Consider the following 24650-nt stretch of genomic DNA (forward strand, 5'->3'; position numbering starts at 1 on the left):
TATATTCAAAACTATATCTTCATCGCTTTCCCAACCGTAAAATCTTGTCAATGTCTTCGAGATCTATATTCCATATTGCACCAGAAAGAGTTCGTCAATATGAGGCTTTAGTCTCTTTAACTGAACTTTTGTTTTAACAGAAGTTTTGAATACAAAAATCATTTTTCTGAGAATCTACTTAACAATTTTTCCAGGTTTTCCAACGTTGCTGTAAATCCTAGTCTGAATCCATCCAACAATTTTTCCATACGATCAAACGATTCATTATAAATTACAATGGTCACTTTAGTAACTCCGTTTTGTTCACTGAAAGTATAATCCCATTCTGATCCCGGCAATTCCGGATTTTCATCTTTATCGGAAAAAGCATTATGCAATTTAAAATTAGTTTTAGGACTAATGGATGTGTATTCCTGAATGGCCCATCGTTCCTGACCATCCGGACTTACCATGGCATAAAATCTTTTTCCACCAACTTCAAAATTCATATACTTTCTTCGCGACAAACGGTGCAGGCGCCAACCACTGATCAAGAATTTTTTTTGTAAATGCATCCCAAACTAAAGAAAGTTCAGCTGCAAATTCTCTCGTAATAAATACCGTTTTTGCTGTCTTGTCAACGGTAAAATCAAATAACAAATCGTTTTCATTTTTTATTTTTTTTAATGGTTGATAATACTTTGTCGAGTTGAGTAAATTGTATTTCCCAGCTTTTCCTGAATTGTGATATCCAGTTGTCAAACTCCTGCATTTTTTTCGGATTAAAGTGATAATAAATTTCTCTCCCCGAGTGTTCAGGTTTGATCAACTCACATTCTTGTAACACTTTAATATGTGTTTCGAAACTGCTTGCCGGCTCATATCGAATTTTCAGCCATTGCATTTGGCGTTAATGCCTGAATAGCAATTAACGTTAAAATAGCTCTGCGCGTAGGATCGGCTATGGCTTGGAAAAGGTCTTGTTTCATTTCTATCAGTTAAATATGCAACTGTCAGGTTGCAAATATATATGCAACTTTTGAGTTGCGCAAATTTATTTTAACTAATTTTCCCTTGAAAACCGCAATTTCTACCGCCAAAAAACTAAAAATAGCATGTATTTTGTTTAATCCGGTTTACTGACCAAATATATTTGTACATCTCCTGCCCATTTTGTAATTTACTTTCACTAACCCTTAATACCCAACAGTTATGAAAAAAACAAATTACTTTTATTATCGGAGCATTGCTGATTTTCACATCGCAATTGTTTCACAGATCGATGTAAAACAATCGATATGGCTAAAGTCAATCGAGCAAAGGTTGATGGCAAACTTAACGGATCTGAAAGTATGTTAATTTTGATGCCCGGGAAAAGTCAAGCCAGGATTTCTCCAAATCTGACAATTCCAAATTCAGTGAACACTGCAAGCGGTTGCGCATGTTGGATCCCACGTGACTCAAGCTGGCAAGTTGCGCAGTTCGACGGATCAGGTGGTAGTGGGTGGTCCCGGCTTACCTCCCGATTATAGAAATGATGACTGGTCAACAACACAGATCACTGTTCCATTTCCATTTTGCTTTTACGGACAGCAGGTAAATTTTATGTACATCAACAATAACGGAAATGTATCGATCAATAATCCATACGCAACATTACGTGCGAATTCGTTTCCGATCCAACCTATACAATGATTGCACCTTTCTGGGCCGATGATACACGTGGTGCCTACAAGTGGAATTGTATATTATCAACCTTACTCTACGCATTTAATTGTTCAATGGGAAAATGTCGGTTATTTTAATTCACTGATGACCTTGGAAATACTTTTCAATTGATCATTACAGATGGTTTCGATCCATTATTACCTCCCGGATCAAACGTTTCATTTTGTTACCAGGACATGCAATGGACAACAGGTGATGCTTCACAAGGTGCAGGTGGATTTGGCGGAGTACCTGCAACTGTTGGTGTAAATAGTGGAAATGGAACTGACTATATTCAAATTGGTTTGTTTGACCAGGCAGGTTCTCAGTACGATGGACCATTTGCAAACAACGATGGTATAGATGCTCTCGATAATCAATCATTCATTTTTAATGTTTGTCAAAGCGGGAAGTAATGTTCCACCAATTTTGAATTCTTCACAGGCGTGTGATACTTTGACCGTTTGTGAAGGTGATACTTTATTAATTGAAGGTTCATTCTTATCTCCTGAGCAAGGACAAATTACAACAGTCACTACATCAACTACGATGAGTGGTGTTACCGTTACTTCATTGCCCGGAAATACTTCTACATTTACTGTTCAGGTAGTTGGTCAGGCTTCTAACATTGGATTGAATCAACTGATGATCATTGCTACTGATGATGGAACACCGGCACAAGCATCGCAATTGCCAGTTGTAGTTAATGTGACACCGGGGCTGTACCACAAATTGCTACTACAAACGTAAGTTGCAATGGCGGACACAATGGTTCTGTTCACATGAACGTTGGCGGTACAGGTCCTTTTGAAATAATGTGGATGCCGGGAGAACGAACAACTCCTAATCTTACCCATCTTACAGCAGGAACATATAGTGTGAATGTGATCAGTCCAACTGGTTGCTCATCTTACCAATACATAACTATTACAGAACCTCCTGCTTAGCTGGACAACAACATCAACAAATGCAGACTGTTCCGGACAACCGGGAAGTGCTGTTTTGTACTGTGCCGATTGGGAACCGCTCCATATACTTATAGCTGGAATACGACTCCTGTTCAAAATACAAGTTCAATCACCAATCTTACAGCAGGAACTTATGTTGTAACAGTAAGAGATGCTAATAATTGTAACGCCTCCAATTCAGTTGAAATTTCCAAGTACAGTCGGATTTACTACAGCATGAGCACAACAGCGCAACTTGTCAGGCGTCGGATGAGTACTGCAAGTGTACAGATCACAGGTGGAAGCGGAAACTTCTCATATGTATGGGTTCCTTCTGTGAGCACAGGTGCTAATGCTACGGATTAACTGCAGGTGTTTATTCAGTTACAGTAACAGACAATGTTGACGGATGCCAGCAAACACTTTCAGGAACTGTGCAATACAGCAGGAATCGTTGCGAAGTATAGTTTCATCAAGCAATGCAACTTGTCAGAATGGTGAAGATGGAAGTGCTACAGCAAGCGGTTCAGGTGGAACCCTACCGTATTCATACTTATGGATGCCGGGTGGTGCAACAACTGCAAGTGTAAACAACCTTTCACCGGGCACATACACAGTTGAAGTTTTGACTATGTCGGATGTCCTGATTATGAACAATCGTAATAGGTTTTGAATTCGGCTTCACCTGTAGTTGAGTTAGGCGCTGATACAACAATTTGCGCAGGATCTACTCTAACGCTCGATGCAGGTTCAGGGTATCAATATTCTGGTCAGATAACTCAACAAATCAAACACTAACCGTTTCTTACTGACGGAGTTTACTCTGTGTTGATTACAGACGGAAATTCACGCGAAGCATTTGATGCCATTGTTATTACTACAACACCATGTAATCCGAACAGAAATACATCACAGCCAATCCGGAATGTTGGTATATATCCAAATCCTAGTACTGGTATGATCGATATCAATTTCGGAAATGAAACTCCGGGAGTTGTTGAAATAAACATTATTGATGCATTTGGAAAAACGCATTTTGTATCACAGGAAAATCTAAAATCAAATGACACTCGCAAACTTAACCTGAAAGATCTTTCTTCAGGAATTTATTTTGTTAAAATATCATTTGGAAATGAAAGTCAGACGATTCGACTGATAAAAAAGTGTAATAATACTTTTTCTCTGTAAAGAAGAGAATTAAACAAACGGGCTATTGTTGATAAGATCAATTATAGCCCGTTTTATTTTCAATTAAGGGCACGATGTATTAAGTGATTTTTTTTAACATAAGTTCAGTAAAATTTATCGCAAGAACACATTATTATAATCGCCCGATTTTTGCACTTGTGCTGAAACCTTGGTGAACTCGAATGTCTGGTTTAAAATCTATCTCTTTTATTTCGAAAGATTTCATTTATTATAATTGGCTAAATTAAATATTTAGTCAGTCTGTAATAATTATTTTATTTGTTGCAATTATTTTATTGTCTTGTGTTAACTTAAAATATACAAACCACTTGAAAGTTCATTTCTACTAAATACGATATTTCTCCACTGATGTTTTCAATTTGGGCCACAGTTTGGCCGAAACAATTTTCTACGGTTAGTCTTGCATTATATAAATGCTGGTCAGATATCAGAACAGTCCGAACAGAAAACGGATTAGGTGAAAATGTAACATTTAAATTTCTGTTGTAAGAAGTTACATTAATATTCAAGTTACAAGTCGGACCTGACGTTGGATAAACTGCTGTATCATTTAAACTGTAACAAGTAAGTGAGTGTCCACACTCAAGTATAACTGAAATAGGTTCAACCAAGCCATTTGTACTGCCAATCCCTTCAATAAGAAATTGAGCTGTATTGTTTCCGGTCAGTGCATAACGTTTGAGATAGCCATGAGGAGTATTAATACTATCTATACCTGAAACATAAATATCACTTTGAGGGTTGTTATATGTGACAGGTAATGTATCACCTACTGAAAGATCAAAATCAAACAACAGATATTCATTTGCATCATTGAGTTGTCTCAGAAAAATCTGCTGTCCGCTTGATCGAATAAAAAGGCGGGTAATGTCAATGTACCAGAAGGAGCCTGAACAATCCGGAGGTGGCGCTGTCCACCAGTAATAATAGCCTTGCCCTTTCTTATATACTTGCTTGTAAGCATATGAATTAATAAGAGTATCTCCATTTAAGTAATAATTCTTCGACTCTTCCCGTATACAAGGTGCAGGCACTGCGCAGGAACTTAGAATTTGCCATACAGGATTATTTTGAAATATAGATTAGGCTGCGCCTTTGTATAAGTCAAAATGAGAAATAGTATAGTATTTATTAAAGCAAATTTCATCTAAACATTATCTAGGATTAAAACAAGCCTGCGAGCTGTAATTCGAAGATATAACTTTTATGGTTAACTCCAAGCGGTGTGTTGATTTCTCATTTTTACAATAATACCGCTTGTATTTCCCTTTCGATATTCCGGATTATCAGTCATTCCATTGTGACCTTGACCATCAAGTGTGATCAATTTATCTTCGGGCTTAAATTCCTTTTCCAGTTTTAACGATGATCCGTAATATATCACCTCATCCTGATTTCCATGAAATATAACAATTGGCATTTTGCAATCTTTTATAAACTCATTTGTTTTAAATTTATATTTTAAAATAAAGGTTGGAATAATTGGAAATGTATGCGACATCAAGTCTGTTAAGTTATAATAAGGTGCCTGAAGAATCAGTAATTTAGGTTTATTAGTAGATGCTAAATAAGCAGCAAGCCCCGATCCTATTGAATAACCCAAAACTACAATCTTGTCTTCGCTATACTTTTTCTTCATTGCATCGTAAACCAATTGCAGGTCTGCGAAAAGTTGCTTTTGACTATTAATTGAACCATCGCTCTTGCCATACCCTCTATAGTCTAATATGAAAACATCGTAATTCAGATCTGTATAGGTCTTAGCGACACTACCCCAATTACCTAATGAACCTGCATTGCCATGGAGATAAAAAATCAAACCTTTAGAACTATCAGACTTAAATAATAAACCATTAAGCAGGACATTATCATTCGTTTTGATATTAATTTCTTCAAATTCTGATCAAAACTAAACTGATATTCCTTGTTTAATTTTTTGAGGAAAGAAAATCAGCTTTTCCTGAAAGAAAATAAAATTCTACATACAACCAGATATAGAATTAAGAGAACATTAAGTGTTTTAAATAAAATTTTTTCATCGCAAAATTAAAATTCGCTCCAATAATTATTTTGTTTCGTTAACGCCATATTGTATTGCCTCTTTCAGAACTTCAATGTTAATATCCTTAAGCGTTTTGAATTTAATACAATACCCGGTAACACTTGCTCTTGCCAAGATCTTTCCATAAGTCTTAGACAAGTACGACTTATCCTCAAGGCCAAGTATGTAAACAGAGATCCCTGTTGTGTTTGCACTCAAACCAATTTGGTAAAACTTTGGTTTTTCCTCCGGCATATTTCATAGTTTGAAGCCCGTATCCAATATTGGGATTCGATACAATTTTATTCTCACTATTTTTCCCGTCCAGAAACCATAACTTACAAGCCGGCATCAATTTCAGAATGATTTGGGTGTAATTCCTGCATATCGTTTTTCTTCGCTTCGGGTTGACTTGAGATATAGTCCTTGATTTGTTCTTTATATTCATCTGATCACTTAATTAGCAATTTTTCTTGCACTAATTTTTGAAAACATACTTTTCGAAAATGTAAGATAAATGTAATTCAAACTTCCTTTCTTAGAATTAGTAGTACTTACAACTATATCGTAAAAGTATTTTTTACTCCTGCTTGCTGAATGATACTGTGAACTATCAGATATTTTAGCAATGGTACACCAAATTTCAATCAGATGATTCGGTTCGCAAAGCCCATTAACCTTTACCTCAATTCATAAAATATTCATCAGCCTGCTTTGAATATTTTATTGAATGTGAGACCTCAGGAGGTTGACAACCACCAGAACTTGTAACCACTCCTAATAAAGTAAACGCAGAAAAATCAATACCTGAACGTCCACCAATTATCTTTCGAAATTCTTTCTCTGAATTAATTACATAATGCCAATCGCCATAGAGTCTTCCATGTCTAAGTTCAACTTGGTTACATGTAACTTCATTTAACGTATCATTTCCACCTATTGAAAATGAAAATTCGGAAATCGCCAAACAAATTAATTAACAGGAGGAGTGTTTTCATTAAATTTCTTAAGTTAACTGGTTCTCCGCATCACTTTTGTTCCGGATCTTGAACTACTATTTTCGATCCATTTAAAAAAAATAATGTTTAAGTTTGAGCGGGCAAATTACAAAATATTATTTCAAGTTAGAGCTATAATTCGAAAGTTACTTGAATCCATGCCTTTTCTGCAAAGAAAAGTTCATTTCATTTAAAACGAAAATTAAGTAGATAAATCAGAGATTATGGCGTGTGATTTTTTGCATTATTAGATGATATTTCAGCATTGGTAAAAGTAAGCGCAGCCAGTCTGGATGATGTACCTACTCAGGCGCCAAGACCACAGGAAAAGTTTCAAGCATTGTCATTGACGATACAGCGGTTACTCCAAAGTATGTAGTGGGCCTTGATCCATCCCGCGAACTTTCTATCATTTATAAAATTGCCAAAAATCACTGATAAATAAATTACTTATTCTAAGCCCGGCAGCTTTGGTGCTTGGATACTTTGCAGCCTGGGCAATTACTCCTGTTCTAATGTTAGGCGGAGCATATTTATGTTTTGAAGGTAATGAAAAGGTACATTCTATGTTCAGTAGACATGATAATGCAAATGTTAATATTGAAGAGATAAAAGCTATTACACCAGAAGAGCTGGAGAAAGAACGAGTTACCAGTGCTGTTCGTACAGATATTATCTTGTCAGCGGAAATCATGGCAATTGCATATAGCCAGGTTGCGGGCAGCCCTATATTAAACCAGATAGTGGTGATGTTAGCAGTAGCTGTTTTTATTACAATTGCAGTCTATGGACTTGTTGGCTTTATTGTAAAACTGGATGATATAGGAGTACACTTAGCTCAGGAAAAATATCACAACTTTACCCGGAGATTCGGTCGAGGTATTGTAAAATCTATGCCGCATATTTTAAGTGTCTTAAGCGTTGTCGGTACTGCTGCCATGCTTTGGGTAGGTGCAGAGATCATCGCGCATGGCATTCCGTTTACAAATCATTTACTTCACGATCTTGAAACCAAATTATCTGCAATGCCTGTTGTAGCCTGGTTTGCTAAGGCAGTTGCTTGTGCTATTGCCGGATTGATCTTAGGTTTTGTTGTGGAGAAAATTGTTTTGCTTGTGAAGAAAGTTTTTAAAAGCAAAAGTAAAACCGAATATTGAGGACTATCCTTTTCACACTTATGTCCCATGATCAATTGATCTGTATCACTTTTTTTCTGTTATGCGCAGTTTCGTTGCATACGTGATGCTATTCCCAATCATTCCACCACTACCTTTCCTTGCTTAATTTCACCTTCTTTTGACATCACCCGAATAAAATAAACTCCTGATGAGTATTGACTCAAATCAATCTCGGTTGTACAACAACTTATCTGATGTGAATAAATTATTTGCCCAAGTGTATTGAATATCTCCAATGTTTTAATTTCTGCATCACCACTATTAATCGTAAATATTCCTTTATTTGGATTTGGGTAAATGGATAAATACAATTCCCTAATACAAATTTGAGTGCAAAATTTTGTTTCTGAAAATGTTTTCAGGCTTGATACTACTCCTGGATTTGTTGAAATCCCATAGGGAGTTGTTGTATAGGAGGGATTCGACAAATAATAAACACCTTCCTGGCTTATTGGAAACCATGAAGTATCCCTACAATTAGAATTTCCAATAGAATCAGTTTTCACAAAAAGTATATTTATGCTATCAGGTTGTACACCGTTTAAATAAGTATAACCAACAAGAGCATATCCCCCATCTTGTGACTGTATGACTGATGAAGATTTATCATTCCAAATATCACCGTATGTTTTAGCCCATTCAAAATTTCCTACTGAATCAGTTTTTAATAAGAATGCGTCATTTGCACCAAAGCCATAACTGTTTGTGCTTCCTGTAATAGCATACCCCTTGTCTGACGTTTGGATTACATCCTCACCTGCTTCTAAAAATGTATTACCGTAAGTTTTAAACCAAAGGGGATTTCCTGCACTGTCTGTTTTTAACAAAAAAATATCTTGATCAGCACCAATAGCATTTAGGTAAGTATGACCGGTAACAATAAATCCATTATCACTTGTATGCACCATTTTGTTGGCTATCATCGACATATTACCATCATTCGTAGAAAAATCTTTTGCCCAAATAAAATTTCCATATTGGTCTAACTTAATAAGTGAGAAAAATATGACTGTGATGCCGATCGTAATATAATTAATCCACTATCACTACATTGGTAAATTGATTTTATCAAGGTTTGAAAGTAGGCGGGAGAAATTAAATACGACCAGATAATATTTCCAGATGAATCTGTTCTGTAAATTGCAGGACCTGTAAATTGTCTGGCAGTTCCTCCCAAAATAAATCCATTACTTATTTTTTGTATACAATATAACTCATCATATTCAACGGCAGTTCCATAAGTAGTTGTTTGCTTAACATTACCTAAAGAATCAGTTGTTATAAATATTCCATCTGAATGACCTGTTCCAAAACTCCAGGTACTACCAACAAGAGAAAATCCGCCATCCTGATTTGAAATCATATCATAAGGTATATCGCTGTTTACACCAAAGAAATCTTTAACCCATTTGATGCTCCCATCGCTAGCCATGTTCATTAAAAAGATATTTCCCGGCACCAAAACCTTGAGGACACCGGTTATGAAAAAGTCGCCGTTATTATTTTGAATGATTTTAGAAGCATAATCCACATAATGAGTACCATAGTTTTTTTGAAATGTCAACTGCGCAGTCAATTCTTTTGCTACGAATACCAAGAAAAATAGTATTAAGCTGTGCCTTTTCTTCATAGAGTTAAAATTGCCATAATGTATTGCCACTAACCAAAGGTGGAATTTAGGAAAACGATTGATTGTAAAACCTCAATAATTTTTTCAAATTAATTGTCCTAAATACAAGTATATCAATTTTTACTGAATTCCTGAATAATTTGCCCTAATTTTATAATGCGATTCCGAAACCATGGTGCTTAATTTTTCTCCCGCAGATCTCGCAGATTCCGCAGATTCATCGCAGATTTTTGTTGTCTTTGAGTGTGCCTTTGTGAATTGTAAAAATCGGCGGGATCCTTGGGAAATAAACAGCGCTTAAAAATTTCCCACAGATTTTCGCAGATAAAGGCGCAGATAAGGCGCAGATCGGTGATGGGTTTACAAAGACTTTACGCATATGATAAGTATTATTAATTAAAATCAGATTTTGTGATTTGCTTAGCTGATAAAATTATTGGCGCGTTTAATTAAAACTCTTTAATTACTTTCCACAAGATCTGCGTTGGGGTTTCCGGAGACTGCGGAAATTTTTTTTGAAAAATTCCCGACTATATTAGGATGAAAATTGAAAAATGAGGAATCCGGAACTACTACGGCATTACAATGTTTCACTGGTGTTTTAAAATTGATTTCTTGATTTTTATTTATAAAAGATGAAAGGATATTACGTTATCATGTGCGACCTCTTCGAGGTCGGGTTCGTCTGGGCTTTTTCCTTTCTACAAATATGCGACCTCTTCGAGGTCGGCACTTGTGAAGAAGGTTGCCAATTTGATAGTGGTTACTCTTCAAAAATGTTTTTGAAAAAAAAATTAATTTGATTCGTTTAGAAGTAAAATAAAATCTGCGGCTATTCTGCGTTGTCTGTGTCTTCTGCGGGAAATAAATAATGCTTAAAATATTTCCCGCAGATTTTCGCAGAAGACGCAGAAAATCCGCAGAGATTCCTGCGGAATGGAATATCAATACTTCATTCAACAAAATTAATCTGCGGCTATTCTGCGGGATCTGCGGGATCTGCGGGAAATTATTTTTTTTGAAAAATTTCCCGCAGATCTCCGATAGCTATTGGGATGAAAATTGAAAAATGAGGAATCCGGAACTACTACGGCATTACAATGTTTCACTGGTGTTTTAAAATTGATTTCTTGATTTTATTTATAAAAGATGAAAGGATATTACGTTATCATGTGCGACCTCTTCGAGGTCGGGTTCGTCAGGGCTTTTCCCTTTCTACAAATATGCGACCTCTTCGAGGTCGGCACTTGTGAAGAAGGTTGCCAATTTGATAGTGGTTACTCTTCAAAAATGTTTTTGAAAAAAAAATTAATTTGATTCGTTTAGAAGTAAAATAAAATCTGCGGCTATTCTGCATTGTCTGTGTCTTCTGCAGGAAATAAATAATGCTTAAAATATTTCCCGCATTTTCGCAGAAGGCGCAGAAAATCCGCAGAGATTCCTGCGGAATGGAATATCAATACTCCATTCAACAAAATTAATCTGCGATGAATCTGCGGAATCTGCGGGATCTGCGGGAAAAAAAATGGCGCTTAATTTTCTCCCGCAGATCTCGCAGATTCCTGAATTCACGCGGTGTTGTCTTTGAGTGTGCCTTTGTGAATTGTAAAAATCGGCGGGATCCTTGGGAAATAAACACCGGTATTTATTTCCCGCAGAGTTTCGCAGAGTTATCGCAGATAGTTATTGGATGGTTCATTGTAAAAGTATCCGCTTTACTGCCACCATATCTTAAACCCTTAAAACAAATTCCCAAAACTACATCCCCTTCAACTCCACCTTCTCCATACTCTCTACCATGATACTGCAAAAACCAAACTCTTCGTCTACTCTACCTCTTACCAGATAACAACCTCTTCCGCGGAATGGATACTGATCGGTGACTTTCGGGAAATGGGTGGTGTCGAAAAAATATCCGTTGCGGTCGAGGAAAGTGCCGAACATCATCATCTCCCGCTTCACTGTAGTTGTGTACTTGATCGTAACCATATAACCGATGATCTCGAATCTCTTTCCGATAAATTTCGGGAGATCGGATGCGAGCGTATTTACTTTCATCTCTTCTTTCAAAAGTTCAAAAGGTGAACGTAATGCAAAACCCAGCAACTCAATTTCATCAAAGGCATCGTCAAGTGGTTTTTGATCCAGCGCCGGAAGAGTGTAGGTCTTCACTCCGGTCTCAAACAACTCTTGCCGTACTTCTGTTTTGCGCTCACGACCAAGGATCATGTGGATGTCCCACAACAATTGCTTCTTCGTACGACCGGTAAAACGAAACGCTCCGATGCGAATGAGAATTCGTAATTGTTCGATTTCAATCGAAACACGCTTTGTAAAATCTTCCAGACTTTTATAATCACCATGCTCGTTTCGTTCGCTCACAATTTTATTGCCGACAGTTTTTTCCAGTCCTGCGAGATGAATGAAGCCCAGATAAATATCATCGGCCACAATGGATGTAACATACTCACTACTGTTAATACACGGCGGATGAATCGTCGCGCCACACATTCGAGCTTCGTGAACATAAAATTCTGTTTTGTAAAATCCGCCGAAGTTGTTGATCACTCCTACCATGAACTCCTTCGGATAATATGCCTTCAGATACAAACTCTGAAAAACTTTCAACCGCATACGATGCTGAATGTCCTTTCGAAAAAGAATAACCTGCAAAACTTTCGATCTGCCGCCACACTTCTGATATGATTTCCTCCGGATATCCTTTCTTCCTGCAACTCTCGAAATAATTATTCTGAATCTTTGCAAACTCCGTACGCGAACGGAATTTCCCCGACATACCACGACGAAGTACATCAGCTTCAGAAAGCGAAAGTCCTGCGAAATGATGCGCGACCTTGATCACATCTTCCTGGTATACCATGATGCCATACGTTTCCTGCATCAACTCTTCCATCACCGGATGAATGTACACACGCTTCTCAGGATGATGCGTGCGCACTATATATTCGCGCATCATTCCCGACTTCGCAACACCGGGACGAATGATGGAACTTGCAGCAACTAACTGTATGTACGTATCTACTGCCAGTTTTTTCAGCAACATGCGCATAGCAGGTGATTCAACATAAAAACATCCCATGCATCTGCCTGTGCGAATGAGTTCTTTCACACGCTTGTCTTCTTTGAATTCTTTGATGGCGTGAATGTCTATCGTCAACCCATAATTTTTTTTGACAATGTCGACTGTATCTTTTATGTGACCAAGTCCGCGCTGACTGAGAATATCAAGTTTGTATAATCCGAGATCCTCCGCTTCGAGCATACTGAACTGCGTTGTCGGATAACCTTTCGGCGGCATGATGGTAGCTGTGTACCAACTCAACGGTTTTTCGGAGATCACAATTCCACATGCATGCACGGTGAGATGATTGGGCATGTCGTGCATCTGCATGGAGAAATAATTTATCGCTTTCGTGATCTTGTCGGGTGTATCGGGATGCCTTCTGTTCTCGACGATAGCATCGATCTCGCCTTTCGGCAAACCGAATACTTTTCCAAGTTCGCGCACAACAGCATTCGACTGATACGTTGAATACGCACCAAGCAAAGCAACATTTTCTTTTCCATGACGACGGAAAATATAATCGGTCACATCATCGCGATCGGTCCAGGAAAAATCGATATCGAAGTCGGGCGGATTAGCGCGGAATGGATTGATGAATCGTTCGAAGTACAGATCGAGTTCAACAGGATCTACATCGGTGATACGCAGACAATAAGCAACGATGCTATTCGCACCACTGCCTCGTCCGACGTACGCATAATTTTTATGCTGCGCATAACGAACAATGTCCCAGTTCAATAAAAAGTACGCCGCGAAACCAAGTTCAGAGATCATCTTCAGTTCTTTCTCTATTCGTTCGCGGATAAGATCACTTGGAATTCCATAACGATACTCTGCACCTTTGTACGCTTCACGCCGAAGGATCTGCAAGTCAAGCGGCCGGCTTCCGGAAAAAGTCCGTTTGTTTTTACTCTCATGAAAATCGAAAGCGATGGAACATACATCGAGGATGCGTAGTGCATTTTCTATCAGCGCAGGAAAATCTTCAAAGCGTTTCAGTAATTCGACAGGCGTGAACATGATCTCATCCTGTGCGGCAACATCATCGGCAGTGAGTTTAGAAAGTAAAGTGTTGTTTGCAACTGCACGCAAGAATGAATGCAACTGAAATCCGCCGCTGAGTTTATATGTAACAGGACTTAGTGCAACAAGTTTATGTTTCACATATTCCCATTCTGAAAATCTCAAACGATTGAGTTGCGATGCACGAATTCCGACAAAACAATTTGGTTCTTTACGAATGTATTCAGGCTTTACACTCATTGCAGAACTGAAAGGAATTATCCAGATGACATTTTGTAATGAAGGCGGTACAGGCGGAATGTCGGGAACTTCACTTGTACCTCTGCGCAAACAGTTTGTCAGAAATTCATTCAACTCCCGAAAGCCTTCGTTATTTTTTGCCAGTCCGACGTAAAGTTGCTTCGCTCCTATCCTGAAATCAATTCCCACTGCTACTTCAATTTCATGCTGCGGTGCGAGGCGGATGAAATCCATTACCCCGGACGTATTATTTATATCAGTAAGTGCAAGCTTCGTGATCCCGCATCGCTTTGCTTCATGGAAGAGCTGTTCGATACTGAGAGTGCCGAAGTTGAAGCTGAAGTGGGAGTGGGTGTTGAAATACACGGCAATGCAGTGAGGAATGTGTGCAGAATGCTAGGTAGCAATACAATCATTTTAGTTGATTATAATGTAATCATATTCGAAGAGGTATCCAAGAAAAAAAAAGTTCGAATATAGAACCGCTTGATTTTTTAGCGAATAGTTTTTTTGCAGATCTTAAATAATAAGTTGGGAGTAAAAAAATAAAACACTAAGATCACTAAATTTTTAGCACAAGAACACTTAAGTGACTTGTCCTGAAATTTTAGTGGTCTTAGTGTTAAAAAAAATACCATTTCATTTCTTCCGTACTAACAAATTCAAATTGAAAAAAAGGGAGACAGGTTTAAACCTATCTCCCTTCCATGAAAACAATGTTTTTTTTATTCTCCACCAAATGCATAATGCAATCCAACTGTGATCACAGCATTTTTAACATCTGCTTCGTCGCCGGCTGTGTCGTCGATAGAAGTTAATCCCATTGTGTAACGTACCCCTGCTCCAAAACCGCTGTCGAGTTTGAAACCGAGTCCTATGCCGGCACCAATATCTGTTGATTTATACAGATCATCGGTTGCGATGGAAAGACTGCCGGCTTCAACTGAAGAGGACATTAATATCCCAAGTTGAGGCCCGATTTCAGCATAGAATCCTGAAGCATTAAATTGAAGTAAAATGGGAATGTTAATGTAATCCAGTTTAGCAGTAATTTCGGTTCCCAAAACTGTGTATTTTGCACCCTGTCCAGAGTAAAGAACTTCCGGTTGCAAACTTAGCATTTCGGAAAAAGCAAAATTTGCAAACAAGCCGGCATTGACAGAAGTACGCATTTTAGCGTCTTCAACGTCACTTCCTTCAAAAGTTGCGAAATTGGCTCCGGCTTTAACGCCTATTTTTGTTTGTGCTTGTACAGTAAGAACTGTCATTACTGATAAAGCAATCATAAATAATTTTTTCATAATGGTTGTAATTTAATTTTTAGTTCATGGACCATGATCCGATTTAAGAAGATCTTATTAAAAGTCTGTGCCTGTTTTAATCTTCTGAAAAATGTGGCCGGCAGCTAATATTTGAAAGAAAATTCTTAAAAGAAAAATCCTAAATCGTTTCCAAATGAGTAAAAACACAGGAAAATACAACTAAATGAATGTTTCAATTATTGCCATTTAAGATAATTTGCAAAGTCAAATTATATTTTGAATATTGCTTTTGTATAAGTAAAGAGGAATTATTGCTAATTAATTTTATATTATAACAAACCACATCAATTAATATTATAATTATGAAAACAATTCAAAACAAAACAAGCACGAAAAACTTTTTCGGAGTTGCTATTCTTTTTTTTCTCATCACATTTTCTTCTATTGCTGAAGAAATTCTGACGAATCAAAACATTATTTCCCTTACAACTGCAAAAGTTTCTAAAGACATTATCATTCAGAAAGTAAAATCGAATCCAAATCAATTCGACATGAGTTCTACTGCATTGATCTCCTTAAAAACTTCCAGGGTATCAGATATGGTTGTTGAGGAAATGTTGCTTGCCGCAAACAATTTACCATTGGTAACAAATAAAGATGTAATTGACATGCATCAGGGAGGTGTATCCCGTGACATAATTATAAAAAGATACAATTTTCAAAATGCGATTTCAATACAAATACGGATGCAATGATCGAATTGAAAAATGCAAAAGTTCCAGAGACTGTACAGAAAGCAATGTTAACACCGGGCTCATCTGCATCAGTAAAAAGTCAGAATTTGATTTCCGGCGATCTTCCACCGCATCCTGTAGATCTTCCTGCTCCGGCACTTTCAAAATTTTCCGAGAACGGAATTTATTATGAAGAATATAATCCGGCTAGTAACTATACGCAACTTGAACCAACAACTACTAATCAGGCTAAGGGTGGCGGATTCGGTGAAACGATTTTGAATAATAGAACCGGTGGAATCACAGGTAAAAGTGAAAAAGTCGGATTGTCGAATACAAGCGCAAATATGATCATCAAAGATCCACGTCCTGTTTTCTATTTTATATTCAGCGGTGACAGAAAGAATATGAATACTGTTGCTGAAAGCATGTTCGAAGGTGTTGCAAGTCCGAATGATTTCGTTCTGGTTAAAGCGAGAGTTACAAATAAAGGTCGCGAGATTACTGTCGGCCGACACACTCGTTTTAAAAGCGAGTCGGGTTTCACTGAAGGTACTATTCAATTCCGCTTCAAAAAAATCAGTAACGAAATGTATAAAGTTTATTTCGATGCCGATGTTCCTGCCGGTGAGTATGGATTTTATTATAACAAAGGCAGTGAACAAAATTCTTCTTTGAAGATCTATGATTTTTCATTGCAGAATAGTTTGAAAGGAAAATAAATACAGTTTGAGTTTGAAGTGTGTTGTGTGGCATACCTACAAACTACACACTTCAAACTCAAACTGTATTTCATGTCGTCATCCCGTTGAAAGGATTAAACCGCCGGCGTTCGTACTCTGTACCTACTGCGCGCTGAATAGAACTATCGCCGTATCGCTTGCGCATTTTGTCCATGGCCTGGTAGAGTTTGATCATCTCTTCGCTGTCTTCAAAAAGATTGATCTGTTGTCCACCACCAACCAGATGACTGAAGCGAACTCCGATCAGACGAATGAGCATGCGGCGTTGGTAAAGTTTGTCGAATAATTCTTTTGCGCGATCGATGAGTGTCTGATCGTTGGAAGTATACGGTATGCGTGACTGCGTTGTGTGTGTGTCGAAATTGGAATAACGGATCTTTATCGTAACGCATGCGGTGAGTTTGTCTTCGGAACGTAATTGAAAGGCAAGTTTTTCTGTCATAGCAACGATGAGCGACTTCAGATAACTTATATCTATTGTATCCTGATCAAATGTCTCTTCTGTAGAAAGTGACTTGCGTTCATTATATGGTTCAACGGGCGTGGTGTCGATACCGTTTGCTTTCCGCCAGATAGCAATGCCGTTTTCTCCTAACACATTTTCCATCAGTTCCACAGGCATCTTCTGCACGGTCTCAATTTTTTCTACGCCCATGGTGCGCAATAAATTTGCAGTCTTCTCCCCTACCATTGGAATTTTCCGTACAGGCAAAGGCGCAAGAAATGTTTTTTCATTTCCGAAATCTATCTTCTGCTGACCGTTAGGTTTCGCTTCACCTGTTGCTACTTTGGAAACGGTTTTATTTCCCGACATACCAAAAGAAATCGGTAAGCCTGTTTCCTTCGTGATCCTATGCCGTAATTCCGTTGCCCATTTATAACATCCGAAAAAACGATCCATGCCACTTAAGTCTATATAGAATTCGTCGATCGACGATTTTTCGTAAACGGGAACATTCTCTTTTATTATATCTGTAACGACCTCGGACAACTGACTGTACCGTTCGTAATCGCCGCGGACGATAATTGCATCAGGACAAAGGCGGCGGGCAAGTTTCATGGGCATCGCTGAATGTACACCATAGGCGCGAGCTTCGTAACTGCAGGAAGCTACTACGCCACGATCACTCGTACCGCCAATCAAAACCGGTTTCCCTTTTAGTTTGGGATGGTCGAGGCAAGAAACGGAAACGAAAAACGAATCCAGATCCATATGTACTATTGAACGACGCATTTTTTGAGTGTGAGTGCGAGAGAGTGCGGAGAGTGAGTGAGCAGTGAGTGTGAGTGTGAGTGTGAGTGTGAGTGTATGGACAACACACGCTTTGGTAGCTCCGGTGTGGCTCAAGGAATTCGACAACCAAAACCACACCGGCTAAAGCATTTCTGCAAAGCAACCAAGTCATTAAACAAACCAGCAGATAGATTGCGAAACAATCATCTTGCATGATTCCAATATAATCTATATATTTGCAGTGTGCAAGAGGAAATATCTAAAACATGCGGAGTTTGCTCAGGTGCAATCAGATAAAATATTCACTACCGGGACAGAGCCCCGGTAGGCGCTCAGATAAAATATGTCAACCACTATGATATTTAACAACAACATCAAAATTCTGCGACAAAGAAAAAACCGGACACAGGATATTGTCGCAGGTGAATTAAATGTTAGCCGCTCGACGGTGAACAGCTATGAAAACGGCAGTATAAAAAATCCGACGCTGGATGCACTGATGATGTTTTCAAAGTATTATAAAGTGTCAATCGATACAATGGTAAAAGTCGACCTTACCAAACTTTCGGAATTCCAGTTGTCGGAACTCGAAAGAGGTAATGATGTATTCGTTACCGGTTCGCGACTACGTGTATTGGCAACAACTGTCGATAGTCATAATAGAGAAAATATCGAAGTAGTCCCGATCAAAGCGAAGGCCGGATATAAAAACGGTTTTGCTGATCCGGACTTTATCAAAAAACTTCCGACGTTTCAGTTACCAATTCTTTTCAATGACAGGAAATACAGAATGTTCCAGATCAGCGGTGATTCAATGTTGCCGATTCCGGATAAGTCGTATGTAATTGCTGAATATCTGGAAAACTGGTACGACATCAAAGACGATGAAGCTTACGTTCTATTGACACAGGAAGAAGGAATTGTTTTTAAGATCGTTCAAAATCATTTGCGCAAAAAAAGATCGCTGACATTAAAATCGCTGAACACCACTTACAATCCGTACGAGCTTAATGTTAGTGAGATCCGCGAAGTGTGGAAATTCTGCAATTACATGAGTACGGAAATTCCGGATAGTAATTTTGCGAAAGAAGATCTGATCGAGAAGCTTTCTAAATTGGAGATGGAGGTTAAGTCGATTAAGAACGTTATTCAGAATTAATAATTAATAATTTCAGTTTATAAACTGACCGAACGAAATTCAATTCAGAATATTGACTTCATCAAATAATTTATTCTAATTAATTTTTTCAGGAAATCCAATCAAATAAGAAACACTCAGACCAAAACGACTTTTTACATATCCGGAGCGCCATACATAGGAAGTGTAATTAGTTTCATTTGCAAAAACTAGTAATTCACTTGGTCTATATAGCCGGAGAATCGAAACAACACCATCCCACATCGTACAAAGTGGAATCAAAGGAATCAGATAAGTAAAAAGAATACGGGAGAAACGAAAAGGCCTGAAGAAGGGCGTAAAAATAAAAAACAAGATTGGATGAATGAATACTGCTCCAAGAATCATCCAGATGCTTTTGTTGCCGCCGTCAAAAATACAGATTCCGGATCGGGAATCTACTGCATTCTTTAAGACAGATTTTGCAAAGTCAGGATCGAAATGATGAAAACCTGAAAAGATCGTTCGCACACCTTTAAGTTCAGAAGGAACATCTGATGCATCAACGGATTTTTTGGAATATAAAATTCTGCCGCTGCTTTTTCTTTCGAGAAAACGATAGGCTTCAAGATTTGGGAATTTATCTGTAACAACTACTATGATATCGTTCGACTGCTCCCTGAGGTCATTATATACCTGCTCAATTGCACCACCACCACCTGAGCACAGATCGATCAGAGTAGTTGAATTCGTCTTCGACAATACTTCTAAGATGAGCGGCGAGACTGGCTTATAGAAATTTAATGCTGTCAGCAAATACCTCAAATAATCTGTCATCCCGGAACGAATCACATCCGGAAACCATTTCTGGTCTTCAAACTCAAAAAGTAATTTTCTTGCCGACAACTGCAGATCCTATTTAATTTCTTTCAACAATTCAATCTTAGCGGCTTTCATTTTATCCAATTCATCTTTGCTTACTTCCGGAAAAACCGGATTCATCTCACGTAATTTTTCAAGTATGATCTTCCCAATTAAACTTCGGGCAGATTCCTTTTCGTCAGCCGGAATAATATACCATGGCGATTTTTCTGAACTTGTTGAACTCAATGCGCTTTCATAAGCTTTCTGGTATTCATCCCAATGTCCGCGTTCAACAATATCACCTGAAGAATATTTCCAATGTCGTTCTCTGTCATCGATACGATCAATCAATCTCTGGGCTTGTTCCTTTTTTGAGATGTGCAAAAAGAATTTCAATATTCCGGTTCCATTTTGATTCAGATTCTTTTCGAAAGCACTGATCTGCTTGTATCGCTTCTCCCAGAATTTTTCGGTGATATCAGAGACTTTTTGAATACCTGGCAGCCGCTCAGCTAAAACTATTTCAGGGTGAACCTTTGCAATAAGTACATTCTCATAATGCGAACGATTAAAAATTGTGATCTGTCCATGCTCGGGTAACTTTAATACATGCCGCCATAAATAATCGTGTTCAAGTTCATGGGTCGTAGGATGCTTGAAACTATGAACAGCTACTCCCTGCGGATTTATACCGTTCATGATATGCTTGATCGCACCATCTTTTCCGGAAGCATCCATGCCCTGGAAAATGATCAACAATGACTGGCGATCTTCTGCAAATAGTTTGTACTGCAAATCAGAAATTGATTCTATGTCTTTGCTTAATTCTTCTTTTCCATCCTTCTTTTTCTTTTTATCAGAGTCCGTTGAAGTAGAAAATTTTGACAACTTGAGTTTACCTGAAGTTCCGACGCGATATTTTTTTAAATCCATGTTTAATTAATTTACCGGTTTATTTCCCGCTGATTTGCGCAGATAAATCGCAGAATTTAAAGGTACGGATTTTAAAATTGACATTAATGAAAGATCACGACAACATCAATGATGCTTCTCCAGCGAACGCACCGCAAAAAAAACAGAAAAAAGTGTCAGTACCGCTCCCATTAAAAACGGCGCACCGGGGAAGTATACGGGTGCATCAGCTGCCGTGAAATATGAAAATAAATTTGTCATCAATAGCGGTCCGACAATGGAGGTTACGCTTATCAGACTTGTTAATGCTCCCTGCAATTCGCCTTGTTGATTTGCCGGAACTTGTCCTGACATTACACCTTGCAATGCAGGCCCACAAATTCCGCCAAGTGAAAAAGGAATAACGAAAGCAAACATCATCCAGCTTTTTGTTGCAAAGGCAAAACAAACAAAGCCGATAACATAGAGCGTCAATCCAATGTAAATGGATTTCTTCTGTCCAAGTTTGGGAATTACAATCCGGATCAATCCGCCTTGAACAATTGCAATCATCAATCCTACAAAGCCTAATGAATAGCCAACCATTTTTTCATTCCACTTGAATTTTTCCATCGTGTAGAATGTCCAGGTACTTTGTGTAGCATGGCTTGCAATATATATGAAAACCAGACTTACAACTAAACTGAGAATTACCGGATAGTGAGATAATCGTTTCAAGGAACCTACAGGATTTGCGCGCTTCCATTCGAACTTTCTCCGATGCTCTTTATCCAGCGATTCAGGCAAAATAAAATATCCATAGAGTGTATTTAATAATGCAAGACCGGCTGCCGCGAAAAACGGAATACGCGCACCATAATGTCCAAGTAATCCGCCAAGCACCGGACCGATAATAAAACCAAGTCCGAATGCAGCTCCTATCAATCCGAAATTCTGAGAACGTTTCTCCGGTGTACTGATATCGGCAATGTATGCCGTTGCTGTAGTAAAACTTGCACCTGTAACTCCTGAAATCAGTCGGCCGATAAATAGCCAGATTATTGTTGGCGCAAATCCCATTAATAAATAATCAATCCCAAAACCAAATAACGAAATCAAAAGTACCGGACGTCTTCCATACTTATCGCTCAGTGCTCCGATAATTGGCGAAAACAAAAACTGCATTGTTGCATATGCAAACATCAACCACCCTGCATATGTTGAAGCCATACTCAAATCGCCACCAATCATTTCCTCGATCAACTTCGGTAATACAGGAATGATGATGCCGAGACCGATGACGTCGATCAGCATGGTGATGAAGATGAAAGGGAGAGCAGACTTGGGTTGTTTCAATTTATAGTATTTCTATAATGAAGTGGAATGAAGTGGACTGAAGTGGAATGAAGTGAAGTGAAGTGAAGTGGAATGAAGTGGAATGAAGTGGAATGAAGTGGAATGAAGTGAAGTTAAATGAAGTGGAATGAAGTGGAATGAAGTGAAGTTAAATGAAGTGGAATGAAGTGGAATGAAGTGGAATGAAGTGGAATGAAGTGAAGTTAAATGAAGTTAAATGAAGTGGAATGAAGTGGAATGAAGTGGAATGAAGGATAGTGCAGTGGAGTGAAATCAATCATTCTTTCATTCTATACTGTTTACAATCTTCACATTTCACTTCTTTCTACTTATTTTCACTTATTTTTACTTCATTATACTTCTCTTTACTTCATTTCATTTCATTTTATTTCATAGTTGGCATTCCGAATTTCGCCCAGTCCTCACGTGTAGGTCCATAAGGTCCAACTACAGGCAATCCAAGCATTCTCATAAGTACGATCATTTCTGCTCTGTGATGAGCTTCGTGTTTGATGAGAATTGTTAGTGTAGTACCACGTTTCCACATTTCACCATACATGTTGTCTTCCTTTTGCAGATCGTCAACTGTCCATTTCTTTTTTATTTCTTCGGCAAGTGAATTGGCGCCATTTTCATAAGCACTGCAAAGTTCTTTTACATTCTCCCCTGAATAATTTTCCTGGTCTTTGATGTCAACATTTAAACCGACTTTGGCCATCATCTCCTGCATTGTGTGAACAATGTGCCAGGCAAGAAATCCAAGTGTTCTTACATCGGGATGAACGACTTTTGTCAGACTGTCATCAGTAAGGTTTTTGAATAAACTGAGAGTCGACTGACTTTCATATTTCCAGTCGGTTAGGAAATCTTCTAATACTCTATACATAATTTTAAGATTTTAATTGTGTGGTTGTATTCACAAATAAACACAATTAATCCATGCTCAACAAAGAGTTTAGAAAAATGACATGAAATTAACAATGATTAAATCAATGCTTCAGTTTATTCAGGAAATTGATATCTACCGACCCTGTATTTCTGAAAATCATTGTCAGAATAGCCAGTCCGACAGCAACTTCAGCCGCTGCTACTGCCATGATAAAGAAAACGAACACTTGCCCTGCTGAATCACCAAAATATGTTGAGAAAGCAGCTAACAGTAAATTTACCGCATTCAGCATTAGCTCAATGCACATGAAAATGATAATTGCATTTCTTCTGAAAAGCACTCCAAGCACACCAATGCAGAACAACAGTGTACTTAAAATAACATAATGACTAAGGGGTATAGTTTGAAAGATCGTGTTCATTTCCTGATTAATTAATTTCTTTTTTACCTAACATTACTGTTCCCACCATTGCTGTCAATAATAAGATCGATGAGATCTCAAACGGAAGTGCATATTCACGGAACAAAACCAATCCAAGATTTTTTATCAATCCTACTTCTGAATTTTGAACCACTGCAACCGATGTAGATGCCTGACGGAATGCTCCAACCAATACAACCATTAATAATCCACCTGAAACAGTTGCGGCAAACTTCAGCCATCTATTTTTATGTGGCTCAACATTTGAATTCAGATTCAGCATCATGATAACATATAAGAACAAGACCATAATTGCCCCTGCATATACAATTATATGAACAGCAGCGAGAAACTGCGCATTCATCAGAATGTAATGTCCTGCAATAGCAAAGAAAGTAATGATCAGATACAAGACACTATGCACCGGATTTTTAGCAACAACAACCATCAATGCACTGAGTATTGCAAGGAAGGCCAGGAAATAAAATAACGAAAGATTCATTTTTAATGTTCTTAATTTCTTAGCGACTACAATTTATTATGCTGAAGATTCTTGTTCTGTTTAAATTCTTTTACCTCAGGAGTCTGACGATCACTTATATCAATTCTATCGTTCACACCTTCCACTAACTTATCTTTACCGTAGATCATTTCTGCACGGTTGAGAGAAACTGTCACCAATTTATCAGTAAGAAAAATTGCTTCTTTAGGACAGGCCTCTTCACATAATCCACAAAAAATACAACGCAACATATTGATCTCATAGGTAGCTGCATACTTTTCTTCCCTGTATAACTTCTCTTCGCCTTTCTGTCTTTCAGCTGCAACCATTGTAATAGCCTCCGCCGGACACGCCAGAGCACACAAACCACAAGCTGTACACCGTTCCGCACCATTTTCATCGCGCTTTAAAATATGCTGACCACGCCACACAGGTGCAACATCTTTCTTTTGTTCAGGATATGAAATAGTCACTTTCTTCTTAAAGAAATGCTTTAAGGTGATCTTCATTCCATTTAAGATAGCAGGCAAATAGATCTTTTCAGCGAAGGTTAATTCCTGTTTTACTACTTGTTTGCTTTTATTGGTGAGAGGTTGCATT

General features: G+C 38.1%; 22 protein-coding genes and 6 pseudogenes. 11 read left to right on the forward strand and 17 right to left on the reverse strand.

Annotated features, from left to right (window positions below; all coding sequences use genetic code 11):
- Positions 1–158: 158 nt before the first annotated feature.
- Positions 159–657 (reverse strand): annotated as a pseudogene (locus tag IPL24_12905) (SRPBCC domain-containing protein).
- 534 nt (positions 658–1191) lie between these two features.
- On the opposite strand from IPL24_12905, the gene IPL24_12910 reads away from it, so the two are divergent.
- From IPL24_12910 to IPL24_12945, 8 genes are all read left to right on the forward strand, one after another.
- Entirely contained in the window at positions 1192–1338 is a 147-nt protein-coding gene (locus tag IPL24_12910; protein ID MBK8364519.1) for a hypothetical protein, read from the forward strand.
- Between the two features lie 96 nt (positions 1339–1434).
- A complete protein-coding gene (locus IPL24_12915; GenBank protein MBK8364520.1) occupies positions 1435–1674 on the forward strand; it encodes a hypothetical protein in 240 nt (79 codons plus the stop codon).
- 140 nt (positions 1675–1814) lie between these two features.
- On the forward strand, positions 1815–2102 hold the full coding sequence (locus tag IPL24_12920; GenBank protein ID MBK8364521.1) for a hypothetical protein: 288 nt from the start codon (positions 1815–1817) through the stop codon (positions 2100–2102).
- Positions 2080–2436, forward strand: coding sequence for a hypothetical protein (locus IPL24_12925; GenBank protein ID MBK8364522.1), 357 nt, complete (start codon positions 2080–2082; stop codon positions 2434–2436). The genes IPL24_12920 and IPL24_12925 overlap by 23 nt, the downstream gene beginning before the upstream one ends.
- A gap of 32 nt (positions 2437–2468) precedes the next feature.
- Positions 2469–2633 (forward strand): hypothetical protein, encoded by a 165-nt coding sequence (locus IPL24_12930; protein MBK8364523.1) that lies wholly within the window; start codon positions 2469–2471, stop codon positions 2631–2633.
- Positions 2634–2702: 69 nt separating this feature from the next.
- Entirely contained in the window at positions 2703–2999 is a 297-nt protein-coding gene (locus IPL24_12935; protein ID MBK8364524.1) for a hypothetical protein, read from the forward strand.
- A 43-nt stretch (positions 3000–3042) separates the two neighbouring features.
- A complete protein-coding gene (locus IPL24_12940) occupies positions 3043–3306 on the forward strand; it encodes a SprB repeat-containing protein (GenBank protein ID MBK8364525.1) in 264 nt (87 codons plus the stop codon).
- 152 nt (positions 3307–3458) lie between these two features.
- Positions 3459–3821 (forward strand): T9SS type A sorting domain-containing protein, encoded by a 363-nt coding sequence (locus IPL24_12945; protein MBK8364526.1) that lies wholly within the window; start codon positions 3459–3461, stop codon positions 3819–3821.
- Between the two features lie 311 nt (positions 3822–4132).
- Here the strand turns inward: IPL24_12945 and IPL24_12950 are convergent, their stop codons facing one another.
- The 4 genes and pseudogenes from IPL24_12950 to IPL24_12965 form a co-directional block, all read right to left on the reverse strand.
- On the reverse strand, positions 4133–4876 hold the full coding sequence (locus IPL24_12950; GenBank protein MBK8364527.1) for a hypothetical protein: 744 nt from the start codon (positions 4874–4876) through the stop codon (positions 4133–4135).
- Positions 4877–5052: 176 nt separating this feature from the next.
- Positions 5053–5796, reverse strand: a pseudogene (locus IPL24_12955) (alpha/beta fold hydrolase).
- Between the two features lie 111 nt (positions 5797–5907).
- Positions 5908–6314 (reverse strand): annotated as a pseudogene (locus IPL24_12960) (DUF1801 domain-containing protein).
- A 254-nt stretch (positions 6315–6568) separates the two neighbouring features.
- Positions 6569–6850 (reverse strand): hypothetical protein, encoded by a 282-nt coding sequence (locus tag IPL24_12965; GenBank protein MBK8364528.1) that lies wholly within the window; start codon positions 6848–6850, stop codon positions 6569–6571.
- A 287-nt stretch (positions 6851–7137) separates the two neighbouring features.
- Between IPL24_12965 and IPL24_12970 the strand changes: the two are divergent.
- A pseudogene (locus tag IPL24_12970) lies at positions 7138–8038 on the forward strand (DUF808 domain-containing protein).
- A gap of 98 nt (positions 8039–8136) precedes the next feature.
- On the opposite strand, the gene IPL24_12975 reads toward IPL24_12970, so the two are convergent.
- From IPL24_12975 to IPL24_12990, 4 genes and pseudogenes are all read right to left on the reverse strand, one after another.
- A complete protein-coding gene (locus IPL24_12975) occupies positions 8137–8967 on the reverse strand; it encodes a T9SS type A sorting domain-containing protein (GenBank protein ID MBK8364529.1) in 831 nt (276 codons plus the stop codon).
- 74 nt (positions 8968–9041) lie between these two features.
- Positions 9042–9689, reverse strand: a complete 648-nt coding sequence (locus tag IPL24_12980; protein MBK8364530.1) for a hypothetical protein — start codon at positions 9687–9689, stop codon at positions 9042–9044.
- A gap of 1758 nt (positions 9690–11447) precedes the next feature.
- Positions 11448–14403, reverse strand: a pseudogene (locus tag IPL24_12985) (DNA polymerase III subunit alpha).
- Positions 14404–14762: 359 nt separating this feature from the next.
- Positions 14763–15338 carry a PorT family protein gene (locus tag IPL24_12990; GenBank protein MBK8364531.1) on the reverse strand — a complete coding sequence of 192 codons (576 nt, stop codon included), beginning with the start codon at positions 15336–15338 and terminating at the stop codon, positions 14763–14765.
- Positions 15339–15712: 374 nt separating this feature from the next.
- On the opposite strand from IPL24_12990, the pseudogene IPL24_12995 reads away from it, so the two are divergent.
- Positions 15713–16755, forward strand: a pseudogene (locus tag IPL24_12995) (hypothetical protein).
- Positions 16756–16825: 70 nt separating this feature from the next.
- Here IPL24_12995 and dinB read toward each other — a convergent pair.
- The gene (dinB, locus tag IPL24_13000; GenBank protein MBK8364532.1) at positions 16826–18010 is read right to left on the reverse strand and encodes a DNA polymerase IV; all 1185 of its coding nucleotides are present in this window, start codon (positions 18008–18010) and stop codon (positions 16826–16828) included.
- Positions 18011–18365: 355 nt separating this feature from the next.
- Between dinB and IPL24_13005 the strand changes: the two genes are divergently transcribed.
- Positions 18366–19169: a LexA family transcriptional regulator gene (locus IPL24_13005; GenBank protein MBK8364533.1), complete on the forward strand. Its 804-nt coding sequence runs from the start codon at positions 18366–18368 to the stop codon at positions 19167–19169.
- A gap of 75 nt (positions 19170–19244) precedes the next feature.
- Here the strand turns inward: IPL24_13005 and IPL24_13010 are convergent, their stop codons facing one another.
- The 7 genes from IPL24_13010 to nuoI all read right to left on the reverse strand — a co-directional run bounded on the left by IPL24_13010 (position 19245) and on the right by nuoI (position 24649).
- A complete protein-coding gene (locus tag IPL24_13010; protein MBK8364534.1) occupies positions 19245–20033 on the reverse strand; it encodes a class I SAM-dependent methyltransferase in 789 nt (262 codons plus the stop codon).
- Positions 20034–20042: 9 nt separating this feature from the next.
- On the reverse strand, positions 20043–20924 hold the full coding sequence (locus IPL24_13015; GenBank protein ID MBK8364535.1) for a polyphosphate kinase 2 family protein: 882 nt from the start codon (positions 20922–20924) through the stop codon (positions 20043–20045).
- 105 nt (positions 20925–21029) lie between these two features.
- Positions 21030–22238 (reverse strand): TCR/Tet family MFS transporter, encoded by a 1209-nt coding sequence (locus tag IPL24_13020; GenBank protein ID MBK8364536.1) that lies wholly within the window; start codon positions 22236–22238, stop codon positions 21030–21032.
- Positions 22239–22623: 385 nt separating this feature from the next.
- On the reverse strand, positions 22624–23124 hold the full coding sequence (locus IPL24_13025; protein ID MBK8364537.1) for a DinB family protein: 501 nt from the start codon (positions 23122–23124) through the stop codon (positions 22624–22626).
- A gap of 103 nt (positions 23125–23227) precedes the next feature.
- On the reverse strand, positions 23228–23548 hold the full coding sequence (gene nuoK, locus IPL24_13030; protein ID MBK8364538.1) for an NADH-quinone oxidoreductase subunit NuoK: 321 nt from the start codon (positions 23546–23548) through the stop codon (positions 23228–23230).
- Between the two features lie 7 nt (positions 23549–23555).
- Complete coding sequence (locus tag IPL24_13035; protein MBK8364539.1) at positions 23556–24050, reverse strand: NADH-quinone oxidoreductase subunit J; 495 nt, start codon at positions 24048–24050, stop codon at positions 23556–23558.
- Positions 24051–24076: 26 nt separating this feature from the next.
- The gene (nuoI, locus tag IPL24_13040; protein MBK8364540.1) at positions 24077–24649 is read right to left on the reverse strand and encodes an NADH-quinone oxidoreductase subunit NuoI; all 573 of its coding nucleotides are present in this window, start codon (positions 24647–24649) and stop codon (positions 24077–24079) included.
- Position 24650 lies beyond the last annotated feature (1 nt).

The sequence above is a fragment of the Bacteroidota bacterium genome (assembly GCA_016711505.1).
GTDB lineage: Bacteria > Bacteroidota > Bacteroidia > AKYH767-A > 2013-40CM-41-45 > JADKIH01.